Here is a 25,825-nt window from a genome sequence, read left to right on the forward strand (position 1 = left end):
TTACGGGCCGATGACCAGGCGGAAATACGTACGTAGCCGGGCGCTCACGCGGTCGACACGACCGAAAAGGCCGCGGGCGACGACGGGGTTGTCGCTCCAGGTAGTTGCCTGTTTCCGCTGGCGACGTTAAGGAGACGGGGATACGGTCCCACTCGGGAGGACGTTTTCGCCTTCACGACAAGAAAAGCGTCAGCGAATTCGCTCTCGATATATAGGGCCATTTCGGGGTTGCCGACACTTGAGGGCGATGTCTACCTTTGACATCAAATACGACGCGGGGGCGAGCGGCGGGCGGCAGCAGGGGGCGGTGTGGCGGAAGAGATGGTGCCCAACCCTCGCCACGCACAACTGGTGAAACTTCTCAAAGAGGTACACAACCGATCTCAGGAGGTCGGGCAGGCATACCAGCGTGTCTACGCGTCGATGCAGTCCGGCAAGGTATGGACGGGACCGACCGCCGCGAAATGGACTACCGAGGTCGCCGAACGGCACCACCGCCTGGCGCAGCTCGTACGGCAGATGACCAACGCGATCGAGGAGGAGCTGCACCGGCATCCGGCGATGGTGACCCGTTCCCAGGCCGAACTCATCCGGCACCAGCTGACCGGACGCCCCTGATCCCGGCGGCGGCACGGGAGGAAGGACGCGATGACATCCCCGAGCGGCGACTTCTGCGGCATCGACCCGGCGGCGATGAACGCCATGGCGGCCGACCTGCGTCAGGCGGCCGACCGGCTCACCGCCTTCGCCGCCGACTTCGAGGGGCTCTTCCGGGCCAACGGAGTGAGCACCACGCCGCTCGCGCAGATCACCGCCATCGCCGACTGGGGCAGAAGCCAGGCTCCCACGCTGTCGGAGCGGGCCGAGCTGATCAAGGCGCTGAACGGGACCGGCGACCACACCTTCGCCCGCCTGCCCGACGCGCTGGACAGCTTCGCGGCCGGCCGCGGCCTAGGCCTGATGTACGGCACCGGCATCCTCACCAACCCGGCCACCAGCGTCGAGGCCAAAGGCGAGCTCGCCCACCTGCACATCAAGGAGGTCGCCGCACTGGCGAAGGACCCCGCCGCGGCCGCGGCGTTCTTCGCCACCCTCCCCGCCAAGGTGCGCGACGCGCTGCCCGACATCCTCGCCTCCACGGGCAGCCCCACCGCCAAGGAGGACCTGGCCGCCTTCAGCGCCGCCCTGGGCGCCGCGCTGCGTGCTCCCGGCCGCATTCCGGCGATGGAGAAGGTGAAGGCCGAACTGGTCGGCAAACCGGCCGACCGCGGTGTGGCGTGGAACCGGCTGGCGCTGCTGGCCGGGGCGAAGGCCCCGACGGATGTCCGCGTGGCCGCCGCCCGCGCTCTAGCTTTGGACGACTTCATGAAGAACCCGCGGCAGGAGTGGCGTGGCGGCAGCCCGAGCCTGTCCCGCGCGTACGGCTACTCCCCCGACACGATCGCCCTCGCGCTGGAGGTGCTGGCCGGGGACGGCAAGGCCGCCCGCGCCGCCTTCGCCCAGATGGGCGGCGACGGGGTGAAGCTCAGCCAGGTCGAGAAGATGAAGCGGTTTCTGGGCTACGCCAAGGCCCATGGGACAGGTGACCAGGTCGCCGACGCCTTCGGCCGGGTAATGGAGTCGGGCAGTGAGGCCACGACGGAGAAGCCGGGCAAGCACTCAATGGAGGCCGCCACGTTCGCCCTGGACGCGATCCTGGCAACCGGCTCCTTCGGCAAGGACCTGCCGAACTCCGCCCGGGACTCCATGGCCTCGATCGCCAAGTCGTACATCCACGAACTCGCCTCCGGCGCCCGCTTCGACAAGGCCGCCTACCGAACCTCCGGCATGACCCGGCCCGACGAGTGGCTGCCGATCCCGGGCGTCACCCCCGCTTTCTATCTGAGCCCCGGCGACACATACCGCTTCCTCCAGACGTTCGCCGGCGAGGAGCGGCTCACCGACGACTTCGACAAGACCGCCGCCAATTTCCGCTATGAAATCCTGACGAAAGCCGCCCAGCTGGACATCAAAGGAAACGAAGACTGGTTTCGTCGTGCAGCGCAGATGTTCGGTGATCTCGGCGGGCTTGAGTTCAAGGCGGCGCTTGAGGTCCGAGGTGAGAAGGACGCTACGGACAGCCTGATCAGAGACCTCACCAAGAACACCATGGGCCTGGGCATTGACCAAATTCCGATAGCAGGTGCCGTCATCGAGGCGGGATGGACACTGACGAAAACATACGCCGTGAGCAAGTTGCTCGACAACTGGGCGGCCAGTTTCGAGACACGCGTTCAGGCGCTGACCGATGCTCGGGCGAATTTTACCCTCCGGCAGAAGTACGACATGGCATACCTGCTACACGAGGCAGGTTACCCGGCGAGCAAACCACCGGCAGAGCTGATCAGTGCCAGAACGGGCCATCTCAAGACCTTCGACGAGTTGATGATTGAGGCCAAGCAGGAGGCGGCCCACAGCGGAAAGAGCTGGGAGAATCTCCTCAGAACGAAACTGACCCCATACGAGCGATGGATGGACTCCAACAAGGCCTTCGACGACAAGCTAGAGAACGCCTCACGAAATGTTGTCAATGATAACGCCAAGGAACTCATCAAGGTCTGGGGATGATGCTCCTATGAACGCGGGAGGCAATCAGTTTCCGCGACCAAGCGCCAAGTCGGCGACTCTGGCACCACGATAACCTTGACTGTGATGCCGGGGGACTCCTTCCTGCCCTCGATCAATCGCGCGTCCTTCCAGTCCATCTGGGACAAGTCATAAGTCATCTTGTAGTGAAGGACCTGGGACAACGTATTCTCCATCAACGTCTGAGCAAGGTCCAGGTGACCATCTACGTCGGGAGTTTTGCGGTCCTCGTCAGCCGTCGCGCGCAGCACCCGCTGAAATTTTCCCTTGTCGCAAGGAAGATCCCTGTCTGGACGATCCACTATCCGCAGCTTTTTGAGAGGGTTCTTGAAGACGTCGTCGGTTTCCAGGCGTACCAGGTCTTTCTGAAGCTCGGTGGAGGCGGCCTGGAGGGTGGGGCCGGTGCCGCAACCCGAAACGACCCAGCCGATCAGGAGAAACGCTACCGTCACTCGTGCAACGCGCACGCCTCTACCTCCATCAGCCGACCGACGGACAAAGCAATCTTGACCTAAATCATCGCCTCTCGTCATCCCATCGATTGAATCGGTCGCTCATTCGGATTGCGTCAAGTTCGACGGCTCCGAGGTGCGCGCCTCGGACCTCGGGGCCGGTTCGGGGCCCGCCTGCAGTCACGGGGGCTTCCGGCAGGCGGGCGGCTCAGGCGGCCGGGCAGCAGTGGCCCGCCTCCCGCTTCCGGCCGCTCATCCGGGCTCGGCCGGCTCAGCCGGTCTTCCTCTCGCGGCGCTGTCCGGCCGAGAGATGCCGCGCTCGGGGGCCTGTTGTTCGGTGATGCTCTCCTGCCGCGCGATGGCCTGACACAGCGCGCGGTGCGATTCCTCGACCGCGGACTGGTCACCCTGCCCGAGGCGTACCGGCGTGATCGCGCGTGGTTCGGGACCTGCCTGGCGCGCGCCCATGCCCTCGCGGGTGACGTGGAGGGCGCCGAGCGGCTCGCGGTCCCGCGGTGCCCGATGCCCTGGCCGTCAACCGTTACGCCGTTCAGGACCTACGTAAGTTGTCCGCCGCTCTACGCCCCCTCCGCCTTCAGAGCGGGCAGAGCATCGAGGAGGCCTTGAGAGCGGCAGAGCGATGACACCGCCTGGTGCGAAGGGGCCCGGGCCAGGTGAAAGCGTTCGGAGAACGGCAGGAGGCGAGACGGTGCCCGGCCCCCGATGGGCGCGGGCACCGTCATGGGGAGGGTCAGTGCCTTCCGGCGTCGCGCAGGGCGTCGCGGATCGCGTAGTAGGCCGGCTTGGGCTGGAGGTTCTCGTCGTACGGCAGGGCCGCGCCCTCACCTTCGAAGAAGGCGGGGATCCAGGAGTACTTGTCGGTGTAGTCCCAGATCGTGATGCCGACACAGCGACGTACGGCGAGGCACGCCTTGGTCACCCTGGCGTACCAGTCCGCCTGGGTCGCGAGCTTGGCCTCGTCGGCCGGGACGTACATGCGGATGTCCAGCTCGGTGATGGCCACGTCCACGCCGAGGTCGGCGAAACGCTGCAGGTTCTGCTGGAGCGTGTCCGGATAGCCGTACTGGAGCGCGAGGTGCCCCTGGAAGCCGACGCCGTCGATCGGCACGCCCTGGGCCTTGAGCTGCTTCACCAGGTTGTAGTAGGCGTCGCTCTTGGGCCCGACGGCCTCGATGTTGTAGTCGTTCAGGTAGAGCTTGGCGTGCGGGTCGGCCTGGCGCGCCCAGCGCAGCGCGTCGGCGATGTAGCCGGGACCGAGCGTCCGGTAGAAGATCGTGTCCCGGTAGGTGCCGTCCTCGTTGAACGCCTCGTTGACGACGTCCCACGAGTAGACCTTGCCCCGGTAGTGGCGCGCCTCGGTCAAGATGTGGTTCTTGAGGATCGCCCGGAGCTGGTCGGCGGTGAAGGTGCCGTTGTTCAGCCAGTCGGGGAGCTGGCTGTGCCACACCAGCGTGTGCGCCCGGAAGGACATGTGGTGCCGGCGGGCGAAGTCGAGCACCTGGTCACCCTGGGTGAAGTCGAACACCCCCTGCTGCGGCTCGGTGGCGTACCACTTGAGCGCGTTGCCCGCCGTGGTCGAGTTGAACTCGCTGCCGAGGATCTTGAGGTACGCCGCGTCGGAGAACTCGGGGTTGTCGGTGGCCGAGCCGAGGTAGCGATGCGAAGCGGCGGCCAGCTCACCCAGGGTCTTGTCGTGGTGCCGGTCGGGGTGGGCGGAGGCGGGGGCCGCCGCGAGCGCGGTGACGAGCCCGGCCGCGGCGAGGGCCGCGGCGAATCTGTGCAGCATGAGGAAGGTCCTCCGGTCGGGGGTACGGGGTCGGACGTCCAGATGCACGAGCCGGGAATGCTCCACAAGCCGAAACTTTTCGAAACAATCCCCTAACTTTTCTGTTGACGTACCCTACGAACCGACCCGCTCCGGGTCAATACCGGATGACAAATCCGAGAATTACCAGCTAAAACGCCAGCGGAGAGTCGACAACAACCCAGTCAAGTCCGGAAAGTTTCAACGGAGAGGCCGTGAAGAGACATCTGGCCGTCGACCTCCGCGTCGTACCGCTCCCGCCCGAGGAACAGGTCGCGGCGGGCGGGCAGGGTGGCGACGTACGGCGCAAGGCAACGGCGGCGCGTCTGTCGTACTCGAAAAGCATGAGGGCGGCATGAAGGACTGGGTGATCGACTTCGCGGAGTTCGTACGCGAGGAGTTGCCGGCGGAGAGCGCGGAGCGACTGATCGGGCTGTCACGGCCCGCCATCCGGCTGTCCGCCGCCGAGGACGGGGAGATCGCGGTCGGGCGGCTCGGGTCTCCCGAACCTGCCGGACGGCATGGCGTGGCCGTCCCTGCCCGGCGGGGGCCGGCCGCTGTCGTTCCTGGCCGAGCTCGACTGCGGGGAGCTCGCACGCTACGAGGTGGACATCGCCCTGCCCGAGACCGACACGCTGCTGTTCTTCGCCACGGCGGACGAGACCCAGGTGATCTACGTGCCGTACGGCAGCGCCGTCGCCGAGCGGCCCGTGCCCGACGACCGAGTCACGGTGTACGCCGAGCTGCCGCTCGCCGCGGTCACCGAGCCGACCTGGCCGCCGCGGAACCACCCCGCTCTCGTGGACGTCTTCGGGAGCCTCAAGCAGGCCGAGGACATGGTGTGGCACCACGTGCTGGACGAGGACACCGGTGAGGTCTTCGAGCAGCAGCTCCAGCTGTTCGAAGACGGGGGAAGGGACGGGCCGCCGCACCAGGTGGGCGGATACTCCGACCGTCCAGGGGCACTGACCCCGGTGGTCACGGACGAAGAAGGAGGGCCGGGTCGCCCCGGCCCTCCCGCCGTCACGGTTCCAGGCTCTCCGGAACGGAGTCGGACCGCCCCTTCGGGCGTTCGGTGCGGCCGTGGGCATCGTAGATCTTCACCCAGCGGATGCCGGGAAGCCGCTTGAGCGTGGGTGTGATCTCATCGGCGACCGTGAACGCCGACCCACCGCTGCCGAGTGAACCGGTGAGCCGCACGTGGGCGACCCCGTCACGGACGACGACCGAGCGGACGCCGGTGGCTCCCGAGGCGACGAAGCGCAGCCCCTTGGCGTACTCGGCCTGCGTCGGCCCGGCGAACAGCCGCTGGAGCGCGCCGCGCGCGGTGGACGGCGGCGTCACCGGCCGTGACACCGCCGCCGTGTACGGCCGCCGCCCCGCCGCGTACGCCCGGGAGTCGAGGAAGTACGTCCGCACCGGCACCGTCCGGTAGGGCGTCTTGATGTCCACGACCACCCGGCTCGGGTGCGTGAGGGTGTAGACGCGATAGGGCGCCTTCCTGCTCAGGCCGATGCCGAACGTGAGCTCCGCCTCGAAGTCGCCCGCGTTGACGACCTGGATCACGCCGGGCAGCGCGAGGGTCTCACGGGCGGGCCCGTAGGTGGGGCGCCCGTGGTCGTCGTGGCCGGTCGCGCCGCCGAAGCGCAGCCCGAGGATCGCGTCCCCGGCCACCGGGACCGTGTGGCCCGAGCCGTCGGCGATCAGCCGGGACACGTAGCCGGCGTCGCGCCGTGGCGGGAGCGGCCCTCGGAACTCGAAGACGACCCGGTCGAGTCCGGGCTGGTGCGAGGCGCGCACGTCGACCAGGGTCGCCACGCGCGGGGCCGCGTGAACGGCCGCGTTCGACGGGACGGGTGTCGCGGCGGCCGGGGCCGCGGTCAGGCTCACCAGCGGCACGGCCAACGCCGCGGTCAGGCTCACCAGCGGCACGGCCAACGCCGCGAGCGAGCGCTTGGGGGGCAGAAACATGAGGGCTCCTCTGCCGGGTTCCTTTCGCGAGTTGGGGGACCCGCGGGCGGGCGCGCGACCGGTTCCGGACCGCCGCCCACTTGAAGTATCCCCAGGTAGACCCGCATCGGGGACGGCACAGACCTGTCACCTTCCATCCGGCCTTTCCGACCCATTGACGGCGCGGTGGGCCCTATGTAACATCTGGGCAACCTAATGTAAGAAATTTGCAGCACTAAATCGAGACTTTGCGGTTCTCCGCAAGTTCCGGCAGGAAGCACTGCGTCCGTGCGCCCCGCCACCGTCACCTTTCGCATGAAAGGACATGAGGTGATGTCGGCCACGGCAGTGGGCAACCGGTCGCCGCCGCGACCCCGTCGAGCCCCGATCTCCGAAATCCCCCCACGACCGCGGATCGGACGACCCGCCGGTCGGTTCCTGCCGGACAGAGGAACGCAAATGTCGAAAACGCATGTCCCGTTATTGCGCTTGATCGCTGTGGTGGCCGCGGCCTGCCTGCTCGCCGTGGCTGCTCCCCTTTCCCCCGCCTCCGCCGCCGGCGGCCCCAACCTCGCCGCCGGCCGCACCGTGACCGCGAGCAGCAGCAACAGCCCGTACGTCGCGGGCAATCTCAACGACGGCAACCAGGGCACCTACTGGGAGAGCTCGAACAACGCCTTCCCCCAGTGGGCACAGGTCGACCTCGGCGGCGCGACGAGCATCGACCAGGTCGTGCTCAAGCTGCCGGCGTCGTGGGAGGCCCGCACCCAGACGCTGTCGGTGCAGGGCAGCACCGACGGGTCCTCCTTCAACACCATCGTGAGCTCGGCCGGCCGCTCCTTCTCCCCCGGCTCCGGCAACGCGGTGACGATCGGCTTCACCGCGACCACGACCCGGTACGTCCGGATCAACATCACCGCCAACACGGGGTGGCCCGCGGCGCAGCTGTCCGAGATCGAGGTGTACGGCGCCGCCACCGCCTCCGGCAACCTCGCGCTCGGCAAGACCATGAAGGAGAGCGCGCACGCCGACGTGTACGGCGCGGGCAACGCCAACGACGGCAACCAGGCCACCTACTGGGAGAGCGCCAACAACGCCTTCCCCCAGTGGCTCCAGGTGGACCTCGGCGCCTCGACCGCGGTCGACAAGGTGGTGCTGAAGCTCCCGCCCACCTGGGAGGCCCGCACCCAGACGCTGGCCGTGCAGGGCGGCGCCGACGGCACGAACTTCTCCACCCTCGCCGCCTCCGCGGGCCGCACCTTCGACCCCGCGAGCGGCAACACGGTCACGATCAGCTTCTCCACCGCGAACGTCCGGTACGTCCGGATCAACGTCACCGCCAACACCGCCTGGCCGGCCGCGCAGATCTCCGAGTTCGAGGTGTACGGCCCGGCGCCCACCGGTGACACCCAGCCCCCGACCGCGCCCTCGAACCTCGCCTACACCGAGCCCGGCGCCGGCCAGATCAGGCTCACCTGGTCGGCGTCCACCGACAACGTCGGCGTCGCCGGCTACGACGTCTACGCCAACGGGGTGCTGCGCACCAGCGTCGCCGGGAACGTCCTGACCTACACCGACACCCAGCCGGCCGACGCCACCGTGTCGTACTACGTGCGGGCCAAGGACGCCGCCGGCAACGAGTCGGCCAACAGCAACACCGTCACCCGCAAGGGCGCGACCGGCGACACCCAGGCCCCGACCGCTCCCGGCAACCTCGCCTACACCGAGACCACGCCGGGGCAGGTCAAGCTCACCTGGACCGCCTCCACCGACAACGTCGGCGTCACCGGCTACGACGTCTACGCGAACAACGCGCTGCGCGGCAGCGTGGCCGGGAACGTCACGACCTACACCGACACGCAGCCCACGAGCGCCACCGTGTCGTACTACGTGCGGGCCAAGGACGCCGCCGGCAACGAGTCGATCAACAGCAACACCGTCACCCGCAACGGCACGGGCGGCGGCTCGAACATGGCCGTCGGCAAGCCGATCACCGCCTCCTCCTCCACGTTCACGTACGTCGCCACCAACGCCAACGACAACGACGTGACGACCTACTGGGAGGGCGCGGGCGGCTCGTACCCGCAGACGCTGACCGTCCAGCTCGGGGCCAACGCGGTCGTGAGCTCGGTCGTGCTGAAGCTCAACCCCGACGCCGCCTGGTCCACGCGTACGCAGACGATCCAGGTGCTGGGCCGCGAGCAGAGCGCGTCCGGGTTCACCAACCTGACCGGCGCGGCGACCTACACCTTCAACCCGGCGACCGGCAACACGGTGACGATCCCGGTCTCCGGCACGGTCGCCGACGTGCAGCTCAAGTTCACCGCCAACTCCGGCGCCCCCGCCGGGCAGGTGGCCGAGTTCCAGGTGATCGGCTCCCCCGCGCCCAACCCCGACCTGACCATCACCTCCCTGTCGGCCTCCCCCGCCTCCCCGGTCGAGACCGACGCCGTCACGCTGTCGGCGACGGTGCGCAACGCGGGCAGCCTCGGCTCCGGTGCGACCAACGTCAACTTCTACCTGGGCGGGACCAAGGTGGGCACCGCCTCGGTCGGCGCCCTCGCGGCCGGTGCCTCGGCGACCGTTACGGCGAACATCGGCCAGCGCGACGCGGGCAGCTACCCGCTGAGCGCCAAGGTCGACGAATCGAACGCGGTCATCGAGCAGAACGAGACCAACAACGCCTTCACCGCCCCCACCCCGCTGGTCGTGAAGCCGGTGGACAGCTCCGACCTGGTGGCCTCCCCGGTGAGCTGGTCGCCCGGCAACCCGGCGGGCGGCAGCACGGTGACGTTCACCGTCGCGATCAAGAACCAGGGCACGGTCGCCTCGGCGGGCGGCGCCCACGGCATCACGCTCACGATCGCCAACGACTCCGGGACCGTGGTCAAGACGCTGACCGGCTCCTACAGCGGCGCGATCGCGGCCGGGGCCACCACCGCCCCGGTCACCCTGGGCACGTGGACGGCCGCCAACGGCAGATACACGGTGAAGACCGTGCTCGCCGCCGACGCGAACGAGTTGCCGGTCAAGCAGGCCAACAACACCTCCACGCTGCCGTTCTTCGTCGGCCGCGGCGCGAACATGCCGTACGACATGTACGAGGCCGAGGACGGCGTGACCGGCGGCGGGGCGACGGTCGTCGGCCCGAACCGGACCATCGGCGACCTGGCCGGCGAGGCGTCCGGCCGCAAGGCCGTGCGGCTCACCACCACCGGCAGCTACGTGGAGTGGACGACGAGGGCCGACACGAACACCCTGGTCACCCGCTTCTCCATCCCCGACGCGGCGGGCGGCGGCGGCACCGACGCCACGCTGAACGTCTACGTCGACGGCACCTTCCTCAAGGCGATCAACCTGACCTCGAAGTACGCGTGGCTGTACGGCCCGGAGGCGAGCCCGGGCAACTCGCCGGGCGCGGGCGGCCCGCGGCACATCTACGACGAGGCCAACGTCCTGCTCGGCACGACCGTCCCGAAGGGCAGCAAGATCCGGCTGCAGAAGGATGCCGCCAACACCTCCACGTACGCGATCGACTTCGTGAACCTGGAGCAGGCGTCGGTGATCCCCAACCCCGACCCCGCGACGTACGCCGTGCCGACCGGGTTCACCCACCAGGACGTGCAGAACGCGCTCGACAAGGTGCGGATGGACACCACCGGCAAGCTCGTGGGCGTCTACCTGCCGCCGGGCGACTACCAGACGTCGGGCAAGTTCCAGGTGTACGGCAAGGCGGTCAAGGTGGTCGGCGCCGGGCCGTGGTTCACCCGGTTCTACGCGCCCTCGACGCAGGAGAACACCGACATCGGCTTCCGGGCGGAGTCGTCGGCCAACGGCTCGACGTTCTCCGGGTTCGCCTACTTCGGCAACTACACCAGCCGCATCGACGGGCCGGGCAAGGTGTTCGACTGGCAGAACGTCGCCAACATGACGATCGACAACATCTGGGTCGAGCACCAGGTCTGCATGTACTGGGGCGCGAACACCGACAACATCACGATCAAGAACTCGCGGATCCGTGACACCTTCGCCGACGGCGTCAACATGACCAACGGCAGCACGGACAACCTGGTCTCGAACAACGAGGCGAGGACGACCGGCGACGACAGCTTCGCGCTGTTCTCGGCCATCGACGCGGGAGGCGCCGACGAGAAGAACAACGTCTACGAGAACCTGACCGCGATCCTGCCGTGGCGCGCGGCCGGCATCGCGGTGTACGGCGGGTACGCGAACACCTTCAGGAACATCTACATCGCGGACACGCTGACCTACTCCGGCATCACGATCAGCTCGCTCGACTTCGGCTACCCGATGAACGGCTTCGGCGCGAGCCCGCCCACGGTGTTCGACAACATCTCGATCGTCCGTGCGGGCGGCCACTTCTGGGGCCAGCAGACCTTCCCGGCGATCTGGCTGTTCTCCGCCTCGAAGGTGTTCCAGGGCATCCGGATCAGCAACGTCGACATCGTCGACCCGACGTACTCGGGGATCATGTTCCAGACCCAGTACCTCGGCGGCCAGCCGGTCAACCCGATCAAGGACACCGTCCTCACCAACATCTCGATCTCCGGGGCGCACAAGAGCGGCGACGCGTTCGACGCGAAGTCGGGCTTCGCCCTCTGGGCGAACGAGCTGCCGGAGCCCGACCAGGGACCGGCGGTCGGGTCGGTGACCTTCAACAACCTGAAGCTCAGCGACAACTACCAGGACATCAAGAACACGACGTCCACCTTCACGATCAACATCAACCCCTGATGACGTGACGGCGCCGCCGGAGGGACGTCCCTCCGGCGGCGCTTTTTCATGCTGTTCAGGACGAGCAGCGGGTGCCGTTCAGCGTGAAGCCGGTCGGGTTGCCGTTCGAGCCGCTCCAGGTGCCCTGGAAGCCGAACGAGACGTTGCCGCCCGCCGGGATCGAGCCGTTGTAGGACAGGTTCTTCGCGGTCACCGACGACCCGCTCTGGGTGACGTCGGCGCTCCAGTAGCCGGTGATCTTCTGGCCGTTCGGGAAGGAGAAGCCGACGGTCCAGCCGTTCACCGGGCTGGAGGAGGTGTTGGTGACGGTGACGTTGCCGGTGAAGCCACCCTGCCACTCGTTCTTGCTGTAGCTCACCCGGCAGGCGCCGCCGCCGTTGCCGGGGGTCGGGCTGGCGGTGGGCGTCGGCGACGGGCTCTGGACCACACCGCCGATGCTGTAGGAGAAGTTGTTCACCGCGAGGCCGGTGCCGCCCACCCAGGGCTCGAATCCCGCCTGGACGCTGGTGAGGTACCACGACCGCTGGGCGTAGCCGCGGTTCACCGCATCGTCGTAGAACGAGCGGACGGCGAAGCTGATCGAGTTCGTCGGCGAGGTGCGGACGTAGGAGATGACGTTCCAGCCGATGTTGCCCTCCCAGACGTCCCAGGTGCCGCCGGCGATGTTCGCCGTGCCCACTCGGGAGCCCACGGGCTGCACCGAGCCGGTGTGGTTGAGCCACACCATGATCTCCGCGCCCGTGTTCTGGCCGTCCTTGCGAGGCGTCGGGTCGAACCAGATGTCGTACGCCGCGTCGTAGACGCCCGAGCCGGGGTAGCTCATGCTGACGCTGGTCTGGACCGTGTTGAACTGGCTGTCGCTCGCCTGGAGGGGCAGGCCGCTGCCGGTGGAGCAGTTGGCGTAGTGGCAGCCGGCGTAGATGGCCGGATACGCCGCCGGGGTGCCGCCCGTGTTGTTGTGCCCCGCCTGCGTCACCGTGAAGCCGGTGTTCGTGACGTTGATGCACTGCGGGGCGCTGCTCCCCCACACGTTGTTCATGACGACGTACTTGCCGCCCTGGATCGTGGTCGATCCGTACTTCTCGCAGATCGTCGTGTCCGCGTGCGCCGCCTGACCGACGACGAGCGACGCGGCGATCGAGCCGAGCATGGCGAGGCCCGCCGTGATCATTCGCATCTTCATGTCCCGGACGATAGACATCGGGGCAAGGCGGGCGACATGGGCCGATTTGATCGACAACTTGGACGAAACCCCGACCAGCGACAACGCCCTTACGGAAAGTGAAACTTTCACTTACACGTCCTGTCCGGCCGCCGGCCACCGGCGTGCGCGACCACTCGCCGGGGAGTATGGCCAGGAGGAGGTGAGGGCGATGTCCGTCACGGTCCGCCGCGTGTACGAGGACCCCGCGCCCGGGGACGGGACGCGGGTGCTGGTCGACCGGGTGTGGCCGCGCGGCCTCACCAAGGAGGCCGCTCACCTGGACGAATGGGTCAAGGACGTGGCGCCGTCCAGTGCCCTGCGCTCCTGGTATGGCCACGTCCCCGAGAGGTTCGGCGAGTTCCGCAGCCGCTACCTCGCGGAGCTGGACGATCCCGAGCGGCACGCCGCCCTCGACCGGCTGCGCCGGCTCATGGAGAGCGGACCGCTGACCCTGCTCACCGCGACCAGGGACGTCGAGCACAGCCAGGCCGCCGTCCTCGCCGAGGTTCTGTCCGGCCGCTCGTTGCAGTGATCCACCTCGTGACCTGTAGCACCAAGAACGACGATCTGTGACGACCGCCGAGGACGGCACACGGTGTGCCGCCCCCCGCCGCCGACTCGCTGTGCCGGCGGCTCGGTGTTCCGGCTTCAGTGGACCGCGCGGGTCCTGCGGCCGCCGCCGGTGAGGTTGAGCCGGACCATCGCCGGGAGGCGGCGCAGGCCGAGTGTGGTGCGCAGGTCCGGGACGGCCTCGTCGTGCAACCGCGTGACCAGCGCCCCGAGGTCGGCCGGTTCCACGGCGGAGACGCCGAGGTCGAGGTGCGGGTCGTCGGACGAGCCGCGCAGCACGGCGTGCGCCCGGCGCACCTCCGGATAGGCGCTGACCTGCTCGGCCAGGGCCTCGCTCGCGGGATGCGCGTCGATCTCGGTGACCCCGGACGTGTCCGACTCCAGGCGCAGCCGCCGCGGCCGGTCAACCCGCAGCAGCGCCAGCAGCCAGGCCAGTCCGACGAGCCCGATCACGAATGCGATGGCGGCCACGACCGGCCAGAACCAGGGCGCCGTCGCCGCCAGGTTCCTGGCCCCGGCGTCCACCACCGGCTCTCGCACCGCGGCGTCGCCGAAGGCGCCCAGCGCCCGCGCGAGCGCGAGGCCGCCCGCGGCCAGCAGGACCAGGCCGAACAACGCCAGGCCCGCTCGGTTGCCCTTGCCCGATCTCGTCTTCACGGTCCTGCCTCCTTCGCCTAGGACGGGCCGTGGACGCGCAGGTCCAGCGAGACGCGGTGGGCCGGGGCGAGCCGGGCCAGTTCGTCCTCGACGGCCGCACGCACGCGCTCTCCGAGCGCCGTCGTGTCGCGCAGGTCCGTCCGGACCGACACGTCCGCGTGCCAGCCGCGCATCCGCGCCCCGGCCGAGCGCACGCCGTCCACCTGGTTCGCCCTGGCGCTCAGCGCCCGCGCCAGCGCGCGGCGCGGCAGGCCGACCACCAGGTCGGGATCTCCCGTGCGCAGCGGGATCATCCGCCCCCGGCCGGGGACCACCGCGATCAGTATCAGCACCAGGCCGATCAGGGCCAGCGCGGAGGCCACCGCGAGGGCCCGGCCGTCGTCCCAGCGCGTGGTGCTCGCCCAGCGGGCCCACTGGTCGTACGGCACGAGCCTGACGGGGAGCCCCACCAGCGCGGAGACCACGTGGACGGCGGTGAGGCCGCCGATCGCCAGCAGCGCCAGCGCGGCGACCGCGGCGGGCAGCCCCCGGCTGGGCCGGAAGGCCTGGGAGGCTCCCCCGCCCCCGAACCCCCGCATCGGGACGAAGCGCGGCACCTTCTCAGACGGGCCTCGGCCTTCGGTCATCGCCACCCCTCCGCTCGGGCCTTCACACGGGCCTGCGCCCGGTCTTCCGCTCGGGCACGAGCTCCACGACCTCGATGTCCACGTTCTCCACGGAGATGCCGGTCAGCTCGCGCAGCCGCCGCCGGACGTGCTCGCGGATCTTCGCGGCCAGCCGCGGCACCGGCGCCGGATAACGCACGGCCAGATCGCAGTGGACCGCAGCGACCGCCCCGCACACCGACGCCGACACGTGGGGCAGGCCGGTCACGTGCTCGTCCTCGCTCGCCAGTTTCTCGGCGATCCTCGTGAAGGCGCGGTCGGAGATCGTCGTCGTCCCGTGCGCCGCGGGCTCGCTCATTGCCGTCTCGGGTGCATCTGCGGCATGTGTACGCCGCCTTCGAGCACCAGGCCGACGAGGAACCCGGCGATGCCGAGGACCAGGACGATGATGAACGCGCTGAGGCCGCCGAAGGCCCCGACCACCCCCAGCACCGTGCCGAACAGCAGCCCCGCGAGGCCCCAGAGCGGATAGCCTTCCATGATCATTCCTTCCTTCCGCCGTCGTCTCTGACCACGTCGGCGATCGTCACGTCCACCCTGCGGCCGGCCGCCAGGTCGCCGATCGCGTCGCGGACCAGGTCGGCGACCTCCGGCAGCGGCCTGCCGTACCGGGCGACGATGTCGACCTCGATCGCGTCGTCCCGTACGGCGACGCCGGGGACGAGGCCGCCGGGCAGGTACGTCGCCACCACGCCGAACGGTCCCCGGGACAGGTCGGCGACGTCGGGACACGAGAGCACGCGGTCGGCGATCCGGCGGGCGGAGACCTGGTGTTCCTCTTCCGCTTCGGTGTGGCCGTCCCGCTCCGGCGGCGGGGCTTCCGGGGAGCCGCGCCCGGCGGGCTCGGGCACCGGGACCCGTTGGCGGCCGTGTTCCGCCCCCGCGCTCTCCGGAACGGCGCTCATTGGACCCGCGGCTCCCCGTCCGCGGGCGCCTGCTGCTCCTGCTGCCTCGGCAGGTGGACGTCGTCGACCGCGATGTTGACCTCGGTGACCTCCAGCCCGCACATGCGCTCCACCGCCCGGATCACGTGGCTCCGCACCGCCTGCGCGAGGTCGGGGATCGCGACGCCGTACTCGACGATGAGGTGGATGTCCACGGCGGCCTGCCGCTCGCCGACCTCCACGGACATGCCGCGGGTGACGCCGTCCTCCCCGCCGAGCGCGCCCCTGATCGCGCCGAACGCGCGGGCCGTGCCGGTGCCGAAGTCGTGGACTCCGTCGATCTCGCGGGCCGCCATTCCGGCGATCTTGGCGACCACCTCGTCGGCGATCGTGGTGCGGCCTCGCTCCGTCACCAGGCTGGAGCCACCCTGCGTCCCGAGGGACCGTCCGGGTGCGTGCTCGACGGTCGCGGTCGACGTTCTGGTCTCGGTCATGTGACTCTCCGGCTTCACGTGCGCGGTAGGTACCGCTTACCGCCGATACAGGCCCGTGATACCCGGTTTGCACACAGTAATCATCCGAGGTGGGGCGAGGTTGGGTCATCGGAACCCCTCCAAAACGCCAAGACCGGCGAGCCCGGGGAGGGCCAGAACGGATGGCCCTAAGGGGGAGATCAAGTCCGACCAAAACTGCCCGGTATGTACGGGATCGAGTTTTTCTGTTCCTGTCTAGGGCATTCATACCGTTCAGTCGGATCGCAGCGCCGCACGGCGAGACGGACGGATGTGCGGAGAGGCGCTTCGGGGGCGGCCAGTAGGAGGCGCGATCATGAAAGACGGACTGAAGGTGGCCCTGGCTGTCATCGCGGGCTACTACCTCGGCCGGCACCACAAGCTGCGCCTGGCGCTGGTGCTCGCGCTGGCCATCCTCGCCGCCCGCCTCAAGGGCGAGGGAACCGCGGGCGCCCTCCTCGAACAGGTCCCCAAGATCCTCGGCGGCAACGTCCCCGACCTGGGCAAGCTCACCGAACGCGTACGCGGCGACCTGCTCGACATCGGCAAGGCGGCGGCCATGCGCGCCACCAGCCGCCAGATCGACAACCTGAGCGACAAGCTGCACGAACGCGCCGAGGCGCTCCGGCAGCCCAAGGGCCGGGGCCGGGCCGCGGAGGAGGAAGAAGAGGAAGAGGAGAAGGGGCGTCCGGAGGAAGGCCGCCGCCGGGTGCCCCGCCGCCGCCCGCCGCAGCGCGAGCCTGAGCCCGAAGAGGCCTACGAGGAGGAAGAGGAGTACGAGGAGGAGCCGGAGGAGGAGGCAGAGGAGCCCGAACCCGAAGAGCGGCGCCGGCCCCGGATCCGTCCCACCCGTCCCGTGCTGCGGCGGAGGTGAGAACCATGACCGAACAGACGCGGGAACGAACCCAGGGCGCACGGGCGCCGGACGAAGGGGCGCTGCCCACGCAACGGCTCGGGCAGGAGTTCCAGAACCTCGCCACGGCCGTGGCCGAGCGCGCGTTGTCGCGGGTCGCCGAGAAGATCGACGGCCTGGCCGGCCGTCTCACCGACTACGTGGAGCACGGTGGCTCCGGGCTGTTCAGCGCGCTCACCGGCAAAGAGGGCGGCGGACGGGAGGCGCTCGGCGGGCTGCTCCGCGGCCTCACCCGCGGCCGGGACGCCCGGGGACTGCTCAAGTCGGCCGCCGACCGGCTCGGCGCGACGGGCGGCGGTGGCCTGCTCGGCGCTGTCACCAGCGCTCTCACCGAGGACGGCGGGGGCGGCCATCCCGTACGCGCGGCCCTCATGGCGTACGGCAAGGAGAAGATCAAGGGCCTGTTCGGCAGGGGCGGCGGCGGAGGCAAGGGCGGCAAGGGCAAGAAGCTCAAGGTCACCAACATCGTCGAATCGCTCGACATCGGCGCGCCGCTGCGCCTGGTCTACAACCAGTGGACGCAGTTCGAGGACTTCCCGAGCTTCATGAAGAAGGTCGAGACCGTCGAGCAGAAGTCCGACGAGAAGCTCGGGTGGAAGGCGCAGGTCTTCTGGTCCCACCGCACGTGGGAGTCGACGATCGTCGAGCAGGTCCCCGACAGCAGGATCATCTGGCGGTCGCAGGGCCCGAAGGGCTTCCCTGACGGCTCGGTGACCTTCCACGAGATCACTCCCGAACTGACCCGGGTCCTGCTCGTCGTCGAGTATCACCCGCAGGGGTTGTTCGAGCGTGTCGGCAACCTGTGGCGGGCCCAGGGCCGCCGGGTCCGGCTCGAGTTCAAGCACTTCAAGCGGCACGTCATGACCAATGCCCTGCTGCGTCCCGACGAGATCGAGGGCTGGCGGGGCGAGATCCGCGACAGCGAGGTCGTCAAGGACCACGAGACGGCGCTGCGCGAGGAGCGCGAACGCGAGGAGCGCGAGCGGGGCGAGGAGGCCCCCGAGGAGCGCGAGGAAGCCGAGGAATTCGAGGAGGAAGAGGCCCCGGAAGAAGAAGGCGCTGCAGAAGAGGGCGCCGAAGAGGAGCCGTACGAGGAGGAGGAAGAGGAAGAGGAGGAGCCCGAGCGGGCCCGCAGGCCCGCCTACGCGGGTGCGGAGCGGGGTGGACGGGCCGGCGCGCCGGTCACCCGGAGGCGCGGGGACGAACCCGAGGAACGCGGCACGCGGGCGCCGGTCAGGCGGCGCGGGGCGGAGGCCGAGCGAGGCGAGGGCGAACAACCCCGGCGGGGCGAGCAGGGCCGCAGGGGCGAGGAGTCGGAGGAGACGGGCGAGACCCACGCGGGGGCGAGGGAGGAGCAGCCGGTGCGCCGCCGCCCCCTGGTCCGGCGCCGCCGTCCCCCGGAATAGCAGACACGGAATAGAACGGCCGCCCGCGTGCGACGGGCGGGGCGAGTGATCGGAAACGCGACATGGAACCGAGGAGGGGAAGCGCATGACGGTAGCCGTTCCACCGGCGGGTGGCGGCGGATTGCCGGGCCGGTCGTCAGGATCGGGCCTGGCCGACGTCATTGACACGATCCTGGACAAGGGCCTCGTGATCGACGCCTACGTACGGGTCTCACTGGTCGGCATCGAGATTCTGACCATCGACGTGCGTGTCGTCGTCGCGAGTGTCGACACCTATCTCCGGTTCGCCGAGGCGGTGAACCGGCTGGACCTGGCGTCCCAGCAGCAGGGGCTGCCCGATCTCCTGTCGAGTGCGCCCCAGAAGATCGCCCACGGCAAGTCCAAGGGCGTGGCCCAGGGCGTGCTGGAGGCGGCCGGGGAGAAGCTGCAGGACCTCATGGCGAGCTACGCGGAGGAACCCGCCCCGCGTACCCGCCGGCGTCAACGGGAGGAGGACTGAGATGACGGGCTCGACCAGGCAGTCCGGGGCGGGCGACCGCGCCGAGGCTCCCCCGCGCAACACCGCGTGCTACGTCTACGGCATCCTCCCGGAGGACGTGGAGATCAGCGAGGACGCCGTGGGGGTGGGCGATCCTCCCGGCCGTGTCAAAATCATCAGGCACGGTGAGATCGCCGCCCTGGTGAGCGACGTCGACGTGGACCGCCCCCTCGGCCGCGCACAGGACCTGGTGGCGCACGAGCAGCTGCTCGACGAGGCCGCGGCCGAGGTGCCCGTGCTTCCCCTGCGGTTCGGTGCCGTGATGACCACGCCGGAAGCGGTCGTGGAGGAGTTGCTGGCGCCGCACCACGACTCGTTCGCGGCCGCGCTGAAGCAGATCGAGGGCCGGGCCCAGTTCGTGCTCAAGGCGCGGTACGCCGAGCAGCCGGTGCTGGTCGAGGTGCTGACGGAGAACGCCGAGGCCAGACAGTTGCGTGACCGGATCAGGCAGTTGCCGGAAGAGGTGACGCGTAACGAGCGGATCCGCCTCGGCGAGCTGATCACGCAGATCATCGCCGCGAAGCGGGAGGCCGACACCCGGGCGGTCGTCGAACGCTTCGAGCCCGTCACCGTCGGCGCGGTGGTCCGGGACCCCAGCCACGAACGGGACGCCGCGCACGTCGCGTTCCTCGTGGAGAACGACCGCCAGGCCGACTTCGAACGCGCCGTCGGGGAGTTGCGCTCCGAGTGGGGAGACCGGGTCGAGGTCCGCCTGCTCGGGCCGATGGCACCGTACGACTTCGTCACCACCTGACTATGAGGGGAGGCCGCCGTGGGACTGATCAGCCTGCTGTTCACCTGGCCGCTCGCCCCGATCCACGGCGTCATCCGGCTGGGTGAGCTGATCCAGCAGCAGGTCGAGCATGAGCTGAGGGATCCGGCGGCGGTCCGGCGGCGGCTGGAGGCCATCGAGGAGGCCAGGCGCTCGGGCCAGATCTCCGAAGAGGAGGAGGCCCAGGCCGTGGAAGAGATCCTCAGGCTCATGAGCGGCCCGCGGAGGGGGTGATCGTCCATGCCTCCCCGGCGGAGAGCCCGTTACGACGAGGACGCCGCGCCGTACGGGCGGCGGGCCTCCTCGGGCATGCCCGTCGAGGAGGACGGGCCGTACGACGAGTCCGAGGACGAAGACGAGTACGAGCGCGGAGATGAGCGCGGTGCCGAGCCGCGCCGGCGCCGGGCGGCGCTGAACGCGGTGTCCGCCGGACGGCTCGGCCTGCGCTTCATCGCGGATCTGACCTCCAAGGACACGGAGGGGGTCACGTCGGTGGAACCCGTGGAGAACGGCTGGCTGGTGGACGTCGAGGTCGTCGAGGACCGCAGGATCCCGTCCACCAGCGACATGCTGTCGATCTACGAGTGCCAGGTGGACGACGAGGGGAACCTCCTGTCCTACCGGCGCACCAGGACCTACCGGCGCGGCAGCGGCGCCTACGGCGGTGGGCTATGACCGATCCCCGCTCGCGTCCCGTCCTGCGCGAGTCGTCGTACGCGCCGCCGGCCGTCATGGGCCGGGAGTCGACCAACCTGGGCGACATCCTGGAACGCGTGCTCGACCGGGGCATCGTGATCGCCGGCGACATCCGGGTGAACCTGCTGGAGATCGAGCTGCTGACCATCAAGCTCCGGCTGGTCATCGCCTCGGTCGACACCGCGCGGGAGATCGGCATCGACTGGTGGGAGCGCGACCCGTGGCTCAGCGGCAGGGACCGCGAACTGGTCGAGGAGAACCGCCGGCTTCGCGAGCGCCTGAACGCGGTCGAGGAGCGCCTGCTCGCCTGGGAGGAGCGGACCGAACTCGAACCGGGCGAGCGCACGGGTGAGCGTGCGGTCGAGCGGCCGGTTGAACGGCGGGGCGAACGTGCGGACGAACGGCCGGTCGAGCGGCGGGGCGAGCGTGCGGGAGAACGCAGGGGAGAAGGCATGAGAGAAGGCGCGGGTGAGCGGCGGGGCGACCGTCAGGCCGAGGCCCGCGCCCGGCGGCTCGGCCGGCCTCCCGGAACGGAGCCCGGCCGTGAGTGAGAACCACCCCGCCGCTCCCACCACCCCGCCGCGGAAGGCGCACGCCCCTGACGGCCCCCGCGATGTGCACGAGACGCGGGGCGGCGACCTTCGCGCGGCCCGTGAGACCGCCATCCCGGGCGCTCGCGAAGCGCGGGGCGCCGACCCTGGCGCGGCACCTGAGACCGCCACCCCGGGTGGTCCCGGCGCGGGGGTCTACCTGTACGCGGTGACGTCCGGCGGGGAGCCCCCTCCTGACCTGCGCGGTGTCATGGAGGGCGCGGTGCGGCCCGTGCCGCACGGCGGGCTCGTGGCCCACGTCAGCGACGTGCCCCTCGACCGGTTCGGCGAGGAACCGCTGCGCCGCTCGCTGGAGGACCTGGACTGGGTGGAGGCAGTCGCCCGCGCTCACCACCGGGTCGTCGAGGCGCTGGCGGCGGCCGGGCCGACCGCCCCCGTGCGCCTCGTGACCGTCTACACCGGCGAGGAGCAGGTCCGCGACCTTCTCGACCGGCGGCACGACGACTTCGCGGAGATCCTGTCGCATGTCGCGGGACGCCGGGAGTGGGGCGTCAAGGCTTACCTGCGGCGGGACACGCCACCTCCCACGCCGGCGCCCGCGGCCACCTCCCCGGCCGGTGGCGACAGCCCCGGGATGGCGTACCTGCGCCGGAAGAAGGAGAACCTGCGCGGCAGGGAGGACCTGTGGCGCGCGGCGGCCGAGCGGGCCGAGCGGTTGCACGCCGACCTGGGACGGGTCGCCGTGGCGAGCCGCCGCCACCGCCCGCAGGACCCCCAGCTGTCCGGGCGGAGCGAGTCGATGCTGCTCAACGGCGCCTACCTGGTTGATCCGGCCCGGGAGAAGGAGTTCGCCGCGGTGCTCGGCGGCTACCGCGACCGGTTCCTGGACGTCGAGCTCACCGGCCCGTGGGCGCCCTACTCCTTCACCTCGATCGACCTCGGGGCGGGCCGGGCCGGGGGCGTGCGATGACGCCCGGCGGGACCCCGGCGTACGTGCCGGAGCGGCCGCGGGGCGCCTCCCTCGCCGCCGAGGGCCGCCTGCCGCCCGAGCGCGTGGCGCTCGTCGACCTGCTCGACCGGCTGCTCGCGGGCGGCGTGGTGATCACCGGCGACATCGTGCTGTCGATCGCCGACATCGACCTCGTCCGCATCTCCCTGCGGGCGCTGCTCGGCTCCGTACGCGGCACCGAGCCGTTCGACCCGCTCGGCGAGCCGTACGCGGGGACGGACGACGTCGGCGGCAGGAGGGAGATCGAGGATGACCGGTGGTGAAGCCGGGAGCACTCCGTGGGACACCGGGACGGGACCGTGGCGGATGGGCGTGGAGACCGAGGCGGGCGGCCCGGACCGGTGGGCGCAGGACCAGTGGGCGCAGGACCAGTGGGCGCAGGACCGGGGGGAGCGGAGCGCGGAAACCGGAAAGGGCAGCCCCTGGCGGCTGAACACCGACCCGGACGCGGTGCGGCGTGACCTGAGCCGTCTCGTGCTGACGCTCGTCGAGCTGGTGCGCCAACTGGTGGAACGGCAGGCCATCCGACGGATGGACCAGGGCGACCTGTCCGACGAGCAGGTCGAGACGCTCGGCCTGACGCTGATGCGCCTGGAGGAGGCCATGACCGAGTTGTGCGAGCGGTTCGACATCTCACCGTCCGACCTCAACCTCGACCTGGGGCCCCTCGGCACGCTGCTGCCCACCGACAGGCCGTGAGCTCGGGCGCGTGTACGGCCAGGTCGCAGGGGTAGGCGGAGGACATCGACCGGGGCCGGGAGGAGATGTCATGAGTGTCGTCGGCCGGGACGAGGTCCGTGCGCTGCTGGAGTCGCCGTCGCCCGACGCGACGCTGGTGCTGGTGGGCGGGCGCTGCGAGGTCGTGCCGGAGTCACGCGCCGAGGGCCTGGTGATCGCCAGCCGGCGCGACCTGGAGAGCCAGGTGGGAGACGGCCCGCTGGACGACCGGCGGCTCGGCGAGCTCGCGGACCGGCTCGACACGGTCGCCCGCGATCTGGGGGCGTGACGGGCCGACCGGCAGGCCCATGGGCGCGTGCCGGTCGGGTGGGGGGAAGGTATGGGGGAGTTCGACGCGTCCGCGTACGGGCGGGCGATCGCGGACATCTACGACGAGATGGTGGAGCATCTACCCACCGGTCCTGCTGTCGAGCGCATCTTCCGGCTGGCCGAGGGAGGGCCGGTCCTGGAGTTCGGGATCGGCACCGGCAGGCTGGCGCTCCCCCTCGCCGCCCGCGGCCTGGCCGTGGCGGGCGTCGACGGGTCGCCCGACATGGTGGCGATTCTGCGGGACAAGCCCGGCGGTGACCGCATCCCGGTGACCGTGGGCGACTTCTCGGAGGTGCGGGTCGAGGGGCGGTTCGCGCTCGTCCTGCTGGCCTTCAACACCGTCTTCGCGCTGCCCTCCCAGGACGCCCAGGTCCGGTGCTTCCACAACGCGGCGGCCCACCTGCGGCCCGGAGGACGCTTCGTGGTCGAGACGTGGGTGCCGGACCCCGCGGCATTCCGCGACCGGACGTCGCTGCGGCTGCTGTCGCTCGACGAGGACGAGGTCGTCGTCGAGGCCGCCCGGCTGAGCCCGGCCGAGCAGTTCATGCACACCACGAAACTGCGGATGACCGCGGACGGCCTGCGGTTGCTGCCGGCCAACCACCGCTACGCCTGGCCGTGCGAGCTGGACCTCATGGCCCGCCTCGCCGGGATGGAGCGGGAGCACCGCTGGGCCGACTGGTCCGGCGCTCCGTTCACCGACGACAGCCGCGGCCACGTGTCCGTCTACCGCCTGCTGGAGAGCTGATGCAGTTGCCCGCGCCCCGAGGCCCGATCACCGACCGGCTCTTCGCGGAGCTGGCCCGGCCGCCTCACGTTTTCGGCCCGCCGCCCGTCGGCGCGTGCGACGCCGAGGACGACGACGCCCAGCTCGCGCTGTTCGTCTGTTACGAGCTGCACTACCAGGGCTTCGACGGCGTCGACGACCGCTGGGAGTGGAACCCGTCGGTGCTGGCCCTGCGGGAGCGCCTGGAGGCGTGGTTCGAGGGGTGGCTGGCCCGGCGCGTGCCCCGCCCGCCCGCTCCGCCGCCACGGGAGGTGCCCCGGGCCCTGGCGGCGCTGGTGGCGGCCGACGACGGCCCCTCCCTGTCGGCGTACCTGCGCGGCAGAGGCGACGCCGCGCAGTTCCGCGAATTCGTGATCCACCGGTCGATCTACCAGCTCAAGGAGGCCGACCCCCACACGTGGGGCATCCCGCGCCTGCTCGGACGGCCCAAGGCCGCGCTGGTGGAGATCCAGTCCGACGAGTACGGCGGGGGCAGGCCGGAGCGCATGCACGCCGAGCTGTTCCGCGCGACCATGCGGGGGCTCGGCCTCGACGACTCCTACGGCGCCTACCTGGGCGGCGTCCCCGGCGTGACGCTCGCGATCAGCAACGTCATGTCGCTGTTCGGGCTGCACCGCCATCACCGGGGCGCGCTCCTCGGGCACCTCGCGGCGTTCGAGATGACCTCATCGCTCCCCAACCGCCGCTACAGCCAGGGCCTGCGGCGGCTGGGCGGCGACGCCGACGCGCGCCGCTACTACGACGAGCACGTGCAGGCCGACGCCGTACACGAGCAGATCGCCGCGCACGACATGTGCGGCGCGTTCGCCGCCGAGCATCCCGGCCTGACCGGCGACATCCTGTACGGCGCCGCCTGCGCGCTGACCCTCGACCGGCTCTTCGCGGAGCATCTGCTGAGCCGCTGGCGGGAGGGGCGCACCTCCCTGTGGCAGGCGGAGTGGCGGGCCGACGCCGAGGTGACGGTGCGATGACCACGCCCGGCGGCCGCCTGCCCGAAGCCGGCCGTGCGACGGCGGACATTGACTACGTGCTGCCGCTGCGCTGGCGCGACGACGCCGGGCTGGCGGAGCTGACCGGCTACCTGCGCGGCCTGTCCCGGCACGCCCGGATCGTGGTGGTCGACGGCTCGCCTTCGCCGCTGTTCGAACGGCACGCGCGCCTGTGGCGCGGCATCGCCGAGCACGTGCGGCCCGACGACGACCCGACGGTCGCGAACGGCAAGGTGGCCGGCGTGCTCACCGGCATGCGCCGCGCCCGGAGCGAGCACGTCGTCATCGCCGACGACGACGTGCGCTACGACGCGGACGCGCTCGCCCGGGTCCACGCCCTACTCGACCACGCCGACCTCGTCCGCCCGCAGAACCACTTCCACCCGCTCCCCTGGCACGCCCGCTGGGACACCGCACGCACCCTGCTCAACCGCGGCCTCGGGGCGGACTATCCGGGCACCTTCGGCGTACGCCGCTCGACGTTCGAGAAGATGGGCGGCTACGACGGCGACGTGCTGTTCGAGAACCTCGAACTCATCCGCACGGTCCGCGCCCACGGCGGCCGGGAGGTCCGCCCGCTCGACCTCTACGTGCGGCGCCTGCCGCCCGGCACCCGCCGGTTCTGGTCACAGCGGGTCCGGCAGGCGTACGACGACCTGGCCCAGCCCGCGCGGATGGCGGTCTTCCTCGCCGTCCTTCCCTGCGTGGGCGCGGCTCTGTGGCGACGCCGGCCGGAGTTGCTCGCGGCGGGTGCGGCGGCGGCGGTCGGCCTGGCCGAGATCGGACGCCGCCGCTCCGGGGGCCGCCGGGTCTTCCCCGCCACCGCCGCCCTGTTCGCGCCGGTCTGGGTGCTCGAACGCGCCACCTGCAGTTGGGCCGCTCTGGCCGCCAGGTTCGCGCTCGGCGGTGTGCCGTACGCGGGGCGGCGCCTGCGGGTCGCCGCGCACTCGACGCGGCGGCTCCGCCGCCGGGCACTCGCGGCAGGGTAGGCGCGGGACCGTTCTCGAACGAGGCAGTG

29 protein-coding genes and 1 pseudogene are annotated in these 25,825 nt (G+C 70.5%); 20 read left to right on the top strand and 10 right to left on the bottom strand.

All coding sequences use genetic code 11. From position 1 onward, the window contains the following. Positions 1-351 precede the first annotated feature (351 nt). Positions 352-618: a hypothetical protein gene (locus Msi02_RS22935; RefSeq protein ID WP_204050197.1), complete on the top strand. Its 267-nt coding sequence runs from the start codon at positions 352-354 to the stop codon at positions 616-618. A gap of 30 nt (positions 619-648) precedes the next feature. After that, the gene (locus Msi02_RS22940) at positions 649-2,607 is read left to right on the top strand and encodes a hypothetical protein (protein ID WP_204050198.1); all 1,959 of its coding nucleotides are present in this window, start codon (positions 649-651) and stop codon (positions 2,605-2,607) included. A 5-nt stretch (positions 2,608-2,612) separates the two neighbouring features. On the opposite strand, the gene Msi02_RS22945 is transcribed toward Msi02_RS22940, so the two are convergent. Together Msi02_RS22945 and Msi02_RS22950 are read right to left on the bottom strand one after the other, a co-directional pair. Continuing rightward, a complete protein-coding gene (locus tag Msi02_RS22945; protein WP_204050199.1) occupies positions 2,613-3,092 on the bottom strand; it encodes a hypothetical protein in 480 nt (159 codons plus the stop codon). Positions 3,093-3,828: 736 nt separating this feature from the next. Next, the gene (locus tag Msi02_RS22950; protein ID WP_204050200.1) at positions 3,829-4,884 is read right to left on the bottom strand and encodes an endo-1,4-beta-xylanase; all 1,056 of its coding nucleotides are present in this window, start codon (positions 4,882-4,884) and stop codon (positions 3,829-3,831) included. Between the two features lie 233 nt (positions 4,885-5,117). On the opposite strand from Msi02_RS22950, the gene Msi02_RS22955 reads away from it, so the two are divergent. Both Msi02_RS22955 and Msi02_RS22960 read left to right on the top strand, forming a co-directional pair. Next, positions 5,118-5,261, top strand: coding sequence for a hypothetical protein (locus Msi02_RS22955; RefSeq protein ID WP_204050201.1), 144 nt, complete (start codon positions 5,118-5,120; stop codon positions 5,259-5,261). Positions 5,262-5,408: 147 nt separating this feature from the next. Then, positions 5,409-6,032 (top strand): annotated as a pseudogene (locus Msi02_RS22960) (DUF1963 domain-containing protein); the annotation flags it as partial. Here the strand turns inward: Msi02_RS22960 and Msi02_RS22965 are convergent. Further along, on the bottom strand, positions 5,926-6,873 hold the full coding sequence (locus Msi02_RS22965) for a GerMN domain-containing protein (protein WP_204050203.1): 948 nt from the start codon (positions 6,871-6,873) through the stop codon (positions 5,926-5,928). The pseudogene Msi02_RS22960 and the gene Msi02_RS22965 overlap by 107 nt on opposite strands. 477 nt (positions 6,874-7,350) lie before the next feature. On the opposite strand from Msi02_RS22965, the gene Msi02_RS44015 reads away from it, so the two are divergent. After that, positions 7,351-11,607: a discoidin domain-containing protein gene (locus tag Msi02_RS44015; protein ID WP_275414167.1), complete on the top strand. Its 4,257-nt coding sequence runs from the start codon at positions 7,351-7,353 to the stop codon at positions 11,605-11,607. A 55-nt stretch (positions 11,608-11,662) separates the two neighbouring features. Here Msi02_RS44015 and Msi02_RS22975 read toward each other — a convergent pair whose 3' ends face one another. Continuing rightward, a complete protein-coding gene (locus Msi02_RS22975; protein ID WP_143737670.1) occupies positions 11,663-12,790 on the bottom strand; it encodes a glycoside hydrolase family 12 protein in 1,128 nt (375 codons plus the stop codon). 190 nt (positions 12,791-12,980) lie between these two features. Here Msi02_RS22975 and Msi02_RS22980 point away from each other — a divergent pair, with 190 nt between their 5' ends. Then, positions 12,981-13,343, top strand: coding sequence for a DUF488 domain-containing protein (locus Msi02_RS22980; RefSeq protein ID WP_204050205.1), 363 nt, complete (start codon positions 12,981-12,983; stop codon positions 13,341-13,343). A gap of 116 nt (positions 13,344-13,459) precedes the next feature. Here Msi02_RS22980 and amaP read toward each other — a convergent pair whose 3' ends face one another. From amaP to Msi02_RS23010, 6 genes are read right to left on the bottom strand one after another with little or no spacing between them, the layout of a single operon-like run. Continuing rightward, positions 13,460-14,038 carry an alkaline shock response membrane anchor protein AmaP gene (gene amaP, locus Msi02_RS22985; protein ID WP_079318967.1) on the bottom strand — a complete coding sequence of 193 codons (579 nt, stop codon included), beginning with the start codon at positions 14,036-14,038 and terminating at the stop codon, positions 13,460-13,462. A gap of 17 nt (positions 14,039-14,055) precedes the next feature. Next, the gene (locus Msi02_RS22990; protein ID WP_204050206.1) at positions 14,056-14,664 is read right to left on the bottom strand and encodes a DUF6286 domain-containing protein; all 609 of its coding nucleotides are present in this window, start codon (positions 14,662-14,664) and stop codon (positions 14,056-14,058) included. Positions 14,665-14,686: 22 nt separating this feature from the next. Beyond that, positions 14,687-15,001 carry an Asp23/Gls24 family envelope stress response protein gene (locus Msi02_RS22995; RefSeq protein WP_079318969.1) on the bottom strand — a complete coding sequence of 105 codons (315 nt, stop codon included), beginning with the start codon at positions 14,999-15,001 and terminating at the stop codon, positions 14,687-14,689. After that, positions 14,998-15,183: a hypothetical protein gene (locus Msi02_RS23000; RefSeq protein ID WP_079318989.1), complete on the bottom strand. Its 186-nt coding sequence runs from the start codon at positions 15,181-15,183 to the stop codon at positions 14,998-15,000. The genes Msi02_RS22995 and Msi02_RS23000 overlap by 4 nt, the downstream gene beginning before the upstream one ends. A 2-nt stretch (positions 15,184-15,185) precedes the next feature. Continuing rightward, positions 15,186-15,608, bottom strand: coding sequence for an Asp23/Gls24 family envelope stress response protein (locus tag Msi02_RS43400; protein ID WP_239108626.1), 423 nt, complete (start codon positions 15,606-15,608; stop codon positions 15,186-15,188). Beyond that, complete coding sequence (locus Msi02_RS23010; RefSeq protein WP_204050207.1) at positions 15,605-16,081, bottom strand: Asp23/Gls24 family envelope stress response protein; 477 nt, start codon at positions 16,079-16,081, stop codon at positions 15,605-15,607. Before Msi02_RS23010 ends, Msi02_RS43400 begins: the two co-directional genes overlap by 4 nt. A gap of 334 nt (positions 16,082-16,415) precedes the next feature. Between Msi02_RS23010 and Msi02_RS23015 the strand changes: the two genes are divergently transcribed. The 14 genes from Msi02_RS23015 to Msi02_RS23080 all read left to right on the top strand — a co-directional run bounded on the left by Msi02_RS23015 (position 16,416) and on the right by Msi02_RS23080 (position 25,796). Next, positions 16,416-16,973, top strand: a complete 558-nt coding sequence (locus Msi02_RS23015; protein WP_204050208.1) for a hypothetical protein — start codon at positions 16,416-16,418, stop codon at positions 16,971-16,973. A 5-nt stretch (positions 16,974-16,978) separates the two neighbouring features. After that, the gene (locus Msi02_RS23020; RefSeq protein WP_204050209.1) at positions 16,979-18,418 is read left to right on the top strand and encodes an SRPBCC family protein; all 1,440 of its coding nucleotides are present in this window, start codon (positions 16,979-16,981) and stop codon (positions 18,416-18,418) included. 85 nt (positions 18,419-18,503) lie between these two features. After that, entirely contained in the window at positions 18,504-18,917 is a 414-nt protein-coding gene (gene gvpJ, locus Msi02_RS23025) for a gas vesicle protein GvpJ (RefSeq protein WP_204050210.1), read from the top strand. Between the two features lies 1 nt (position 18,918). Continuing rightward, positions 18,919-19,710, top strand: coding sequence for a GvpL/GvpF family gas vesicle protein (locus Msi02_RS23030; RefSeq protein ID WP_079318974.1), 792 nt, complete (start codon positions 18,919-18,921; stop codon positions 19,708-19,710). An 18-nt stretch (positions 19,711-19,728) separates the two neighbouring features. Next, entirely contained in the window at positions 19,729-19,962 is a 234-nt protein-coding gene (locus Msi02_RS23035; RefSeq protein WP_204050211.1) for a gas vesicle protein GvpG, read from the top strand. A 6-nt stretch (positions 19,963-19,968) separates the two neighbouring features. Further along, entirely contained in the window at positions 19,969-20,403 is a 435-nt protein-coding gene (gene gvpO, locus Msi02_RS23040; protein ID WP_239108627.1) for a gas vesicle protein GvpO, read from the top strand. Beyond that, positions 20,400-20,975 carry a gas vesicle protein gene (locus Msi02_RS43405; protein WP_239108628.1) on the top strand — a complete coding sequence of 192 codons (576 nt, stop codon included), beginning with the start codon at positions 20,400-20,402 and terminating at the stop codon, positions 20,973-20,975. Before gvpO ends, Msi02_RS43405 begins: the two co-directional genes overlap by 4 nt. Further along, positions 20,968-21,945 carry a GvpL/GvpF family gas vesicle protein gene (locus Msi02_RS23050; protein ID WP_239108629.1) on the top strand — a complete coding sequence of 326 codons (978 nt, stop codon included), beginning with the start codon at positions 20,968-20,970 and terminating at the stop codon, positions 21,943-21,945. The genes Msi02_RS43405 and Msi02_RS23050 overlap by 8 nt, the downstream gene beginning before the upstream one ends. Then, positions 21,942-22,247, top strand: a complete 306-nt coding sequence (locus Msi02_RS23055) for a gas vesicle protein (RefSeq protein WP_204050212.1) — start codon at positions 21,942-21,944, stop codon at positions 22,245-22,247. Before Msi02_RS23050 ends, Msi02_RS23055 begins: the two co-directional genes overlap by 4 nt. Next, positions 22,234-22,683 carry a gas vesicle protein K gene (locus Msi02_RS44020; RefSeq protein ID WP_275414161.1) on the top strand — a complete coding sequence of 150 codons (450 nt, stop codon included), beginning with the start codon at positions 22,234-22,236 and terminating at the stop codon, positions 22,681-22,683. The genes Msi02_RS23055 and Msi02_RS44020 overlap by 14 nt, the downstream gene beginning before the upstream one ends. Positions 22,684-22,753: 70 nt before the next feature. After that, entirely contained in the window at positions 22,754-22,990 is a 237-nt protein-coding gene (locus tag Msi02_RS23065; protein ID WP_204050213.1) for a hypothetical protein, read from the top strand. Positions 22,991-23,041: 51 nt separating this feature from the next. After that, a complete protein-coding gene (locus Msi02_RS23070; RefSeq protein WP_204050214.1) occupies positions 23,042-23,779 on the top strand; it encodes a class I SAM-dependent DNA methyltransferase in 738 nt (245 codons plus the stop codon). Continuing rightward, the gene (locus Msi02_RS23075) at positions 23,779-24,789 is read left to right on the top strand and encodes an iron-containing redox enzyme family protein (RefSeq protein ID WP_204050215.1); all 1,011 of its coding nucleotides are present in this window, start codon (positions 23,779-23,781) and stop codon (positions 24,787-24,789) included. Before Msi02_RS23070 ends, Msi02_RS23075 begins: the two co-directional genes overlap by 1 nt. Next, on the top strand, positions 24,786-25,796 hold the full coding sequence (locus Msi02_RS23080) for a glycosyltransferase family 2 protein (protein ID WP_204050216.1): 1,011 nt from the start codon (positions 24,786-24,788) through the stop codon (positions 25,794-25,796). The genes Msi02_RS23075 and Msi02_RS23080 overlap by 4 nt, the downstream gene beginning before the upstream one ends. The last annotated feature ends 29 nt before the right edge of the window (positions 25,797-25,825 follow it).

The organism is Microbispora siamensis (genome assembly GCF_016863095.1).
Taxonomy (GTDB): Bacteria; Actinomycetota; Actinomycetes; order Streptosporangiales; family Streptosporangiaceae; genus Microbispora; species Microbispora siamensis.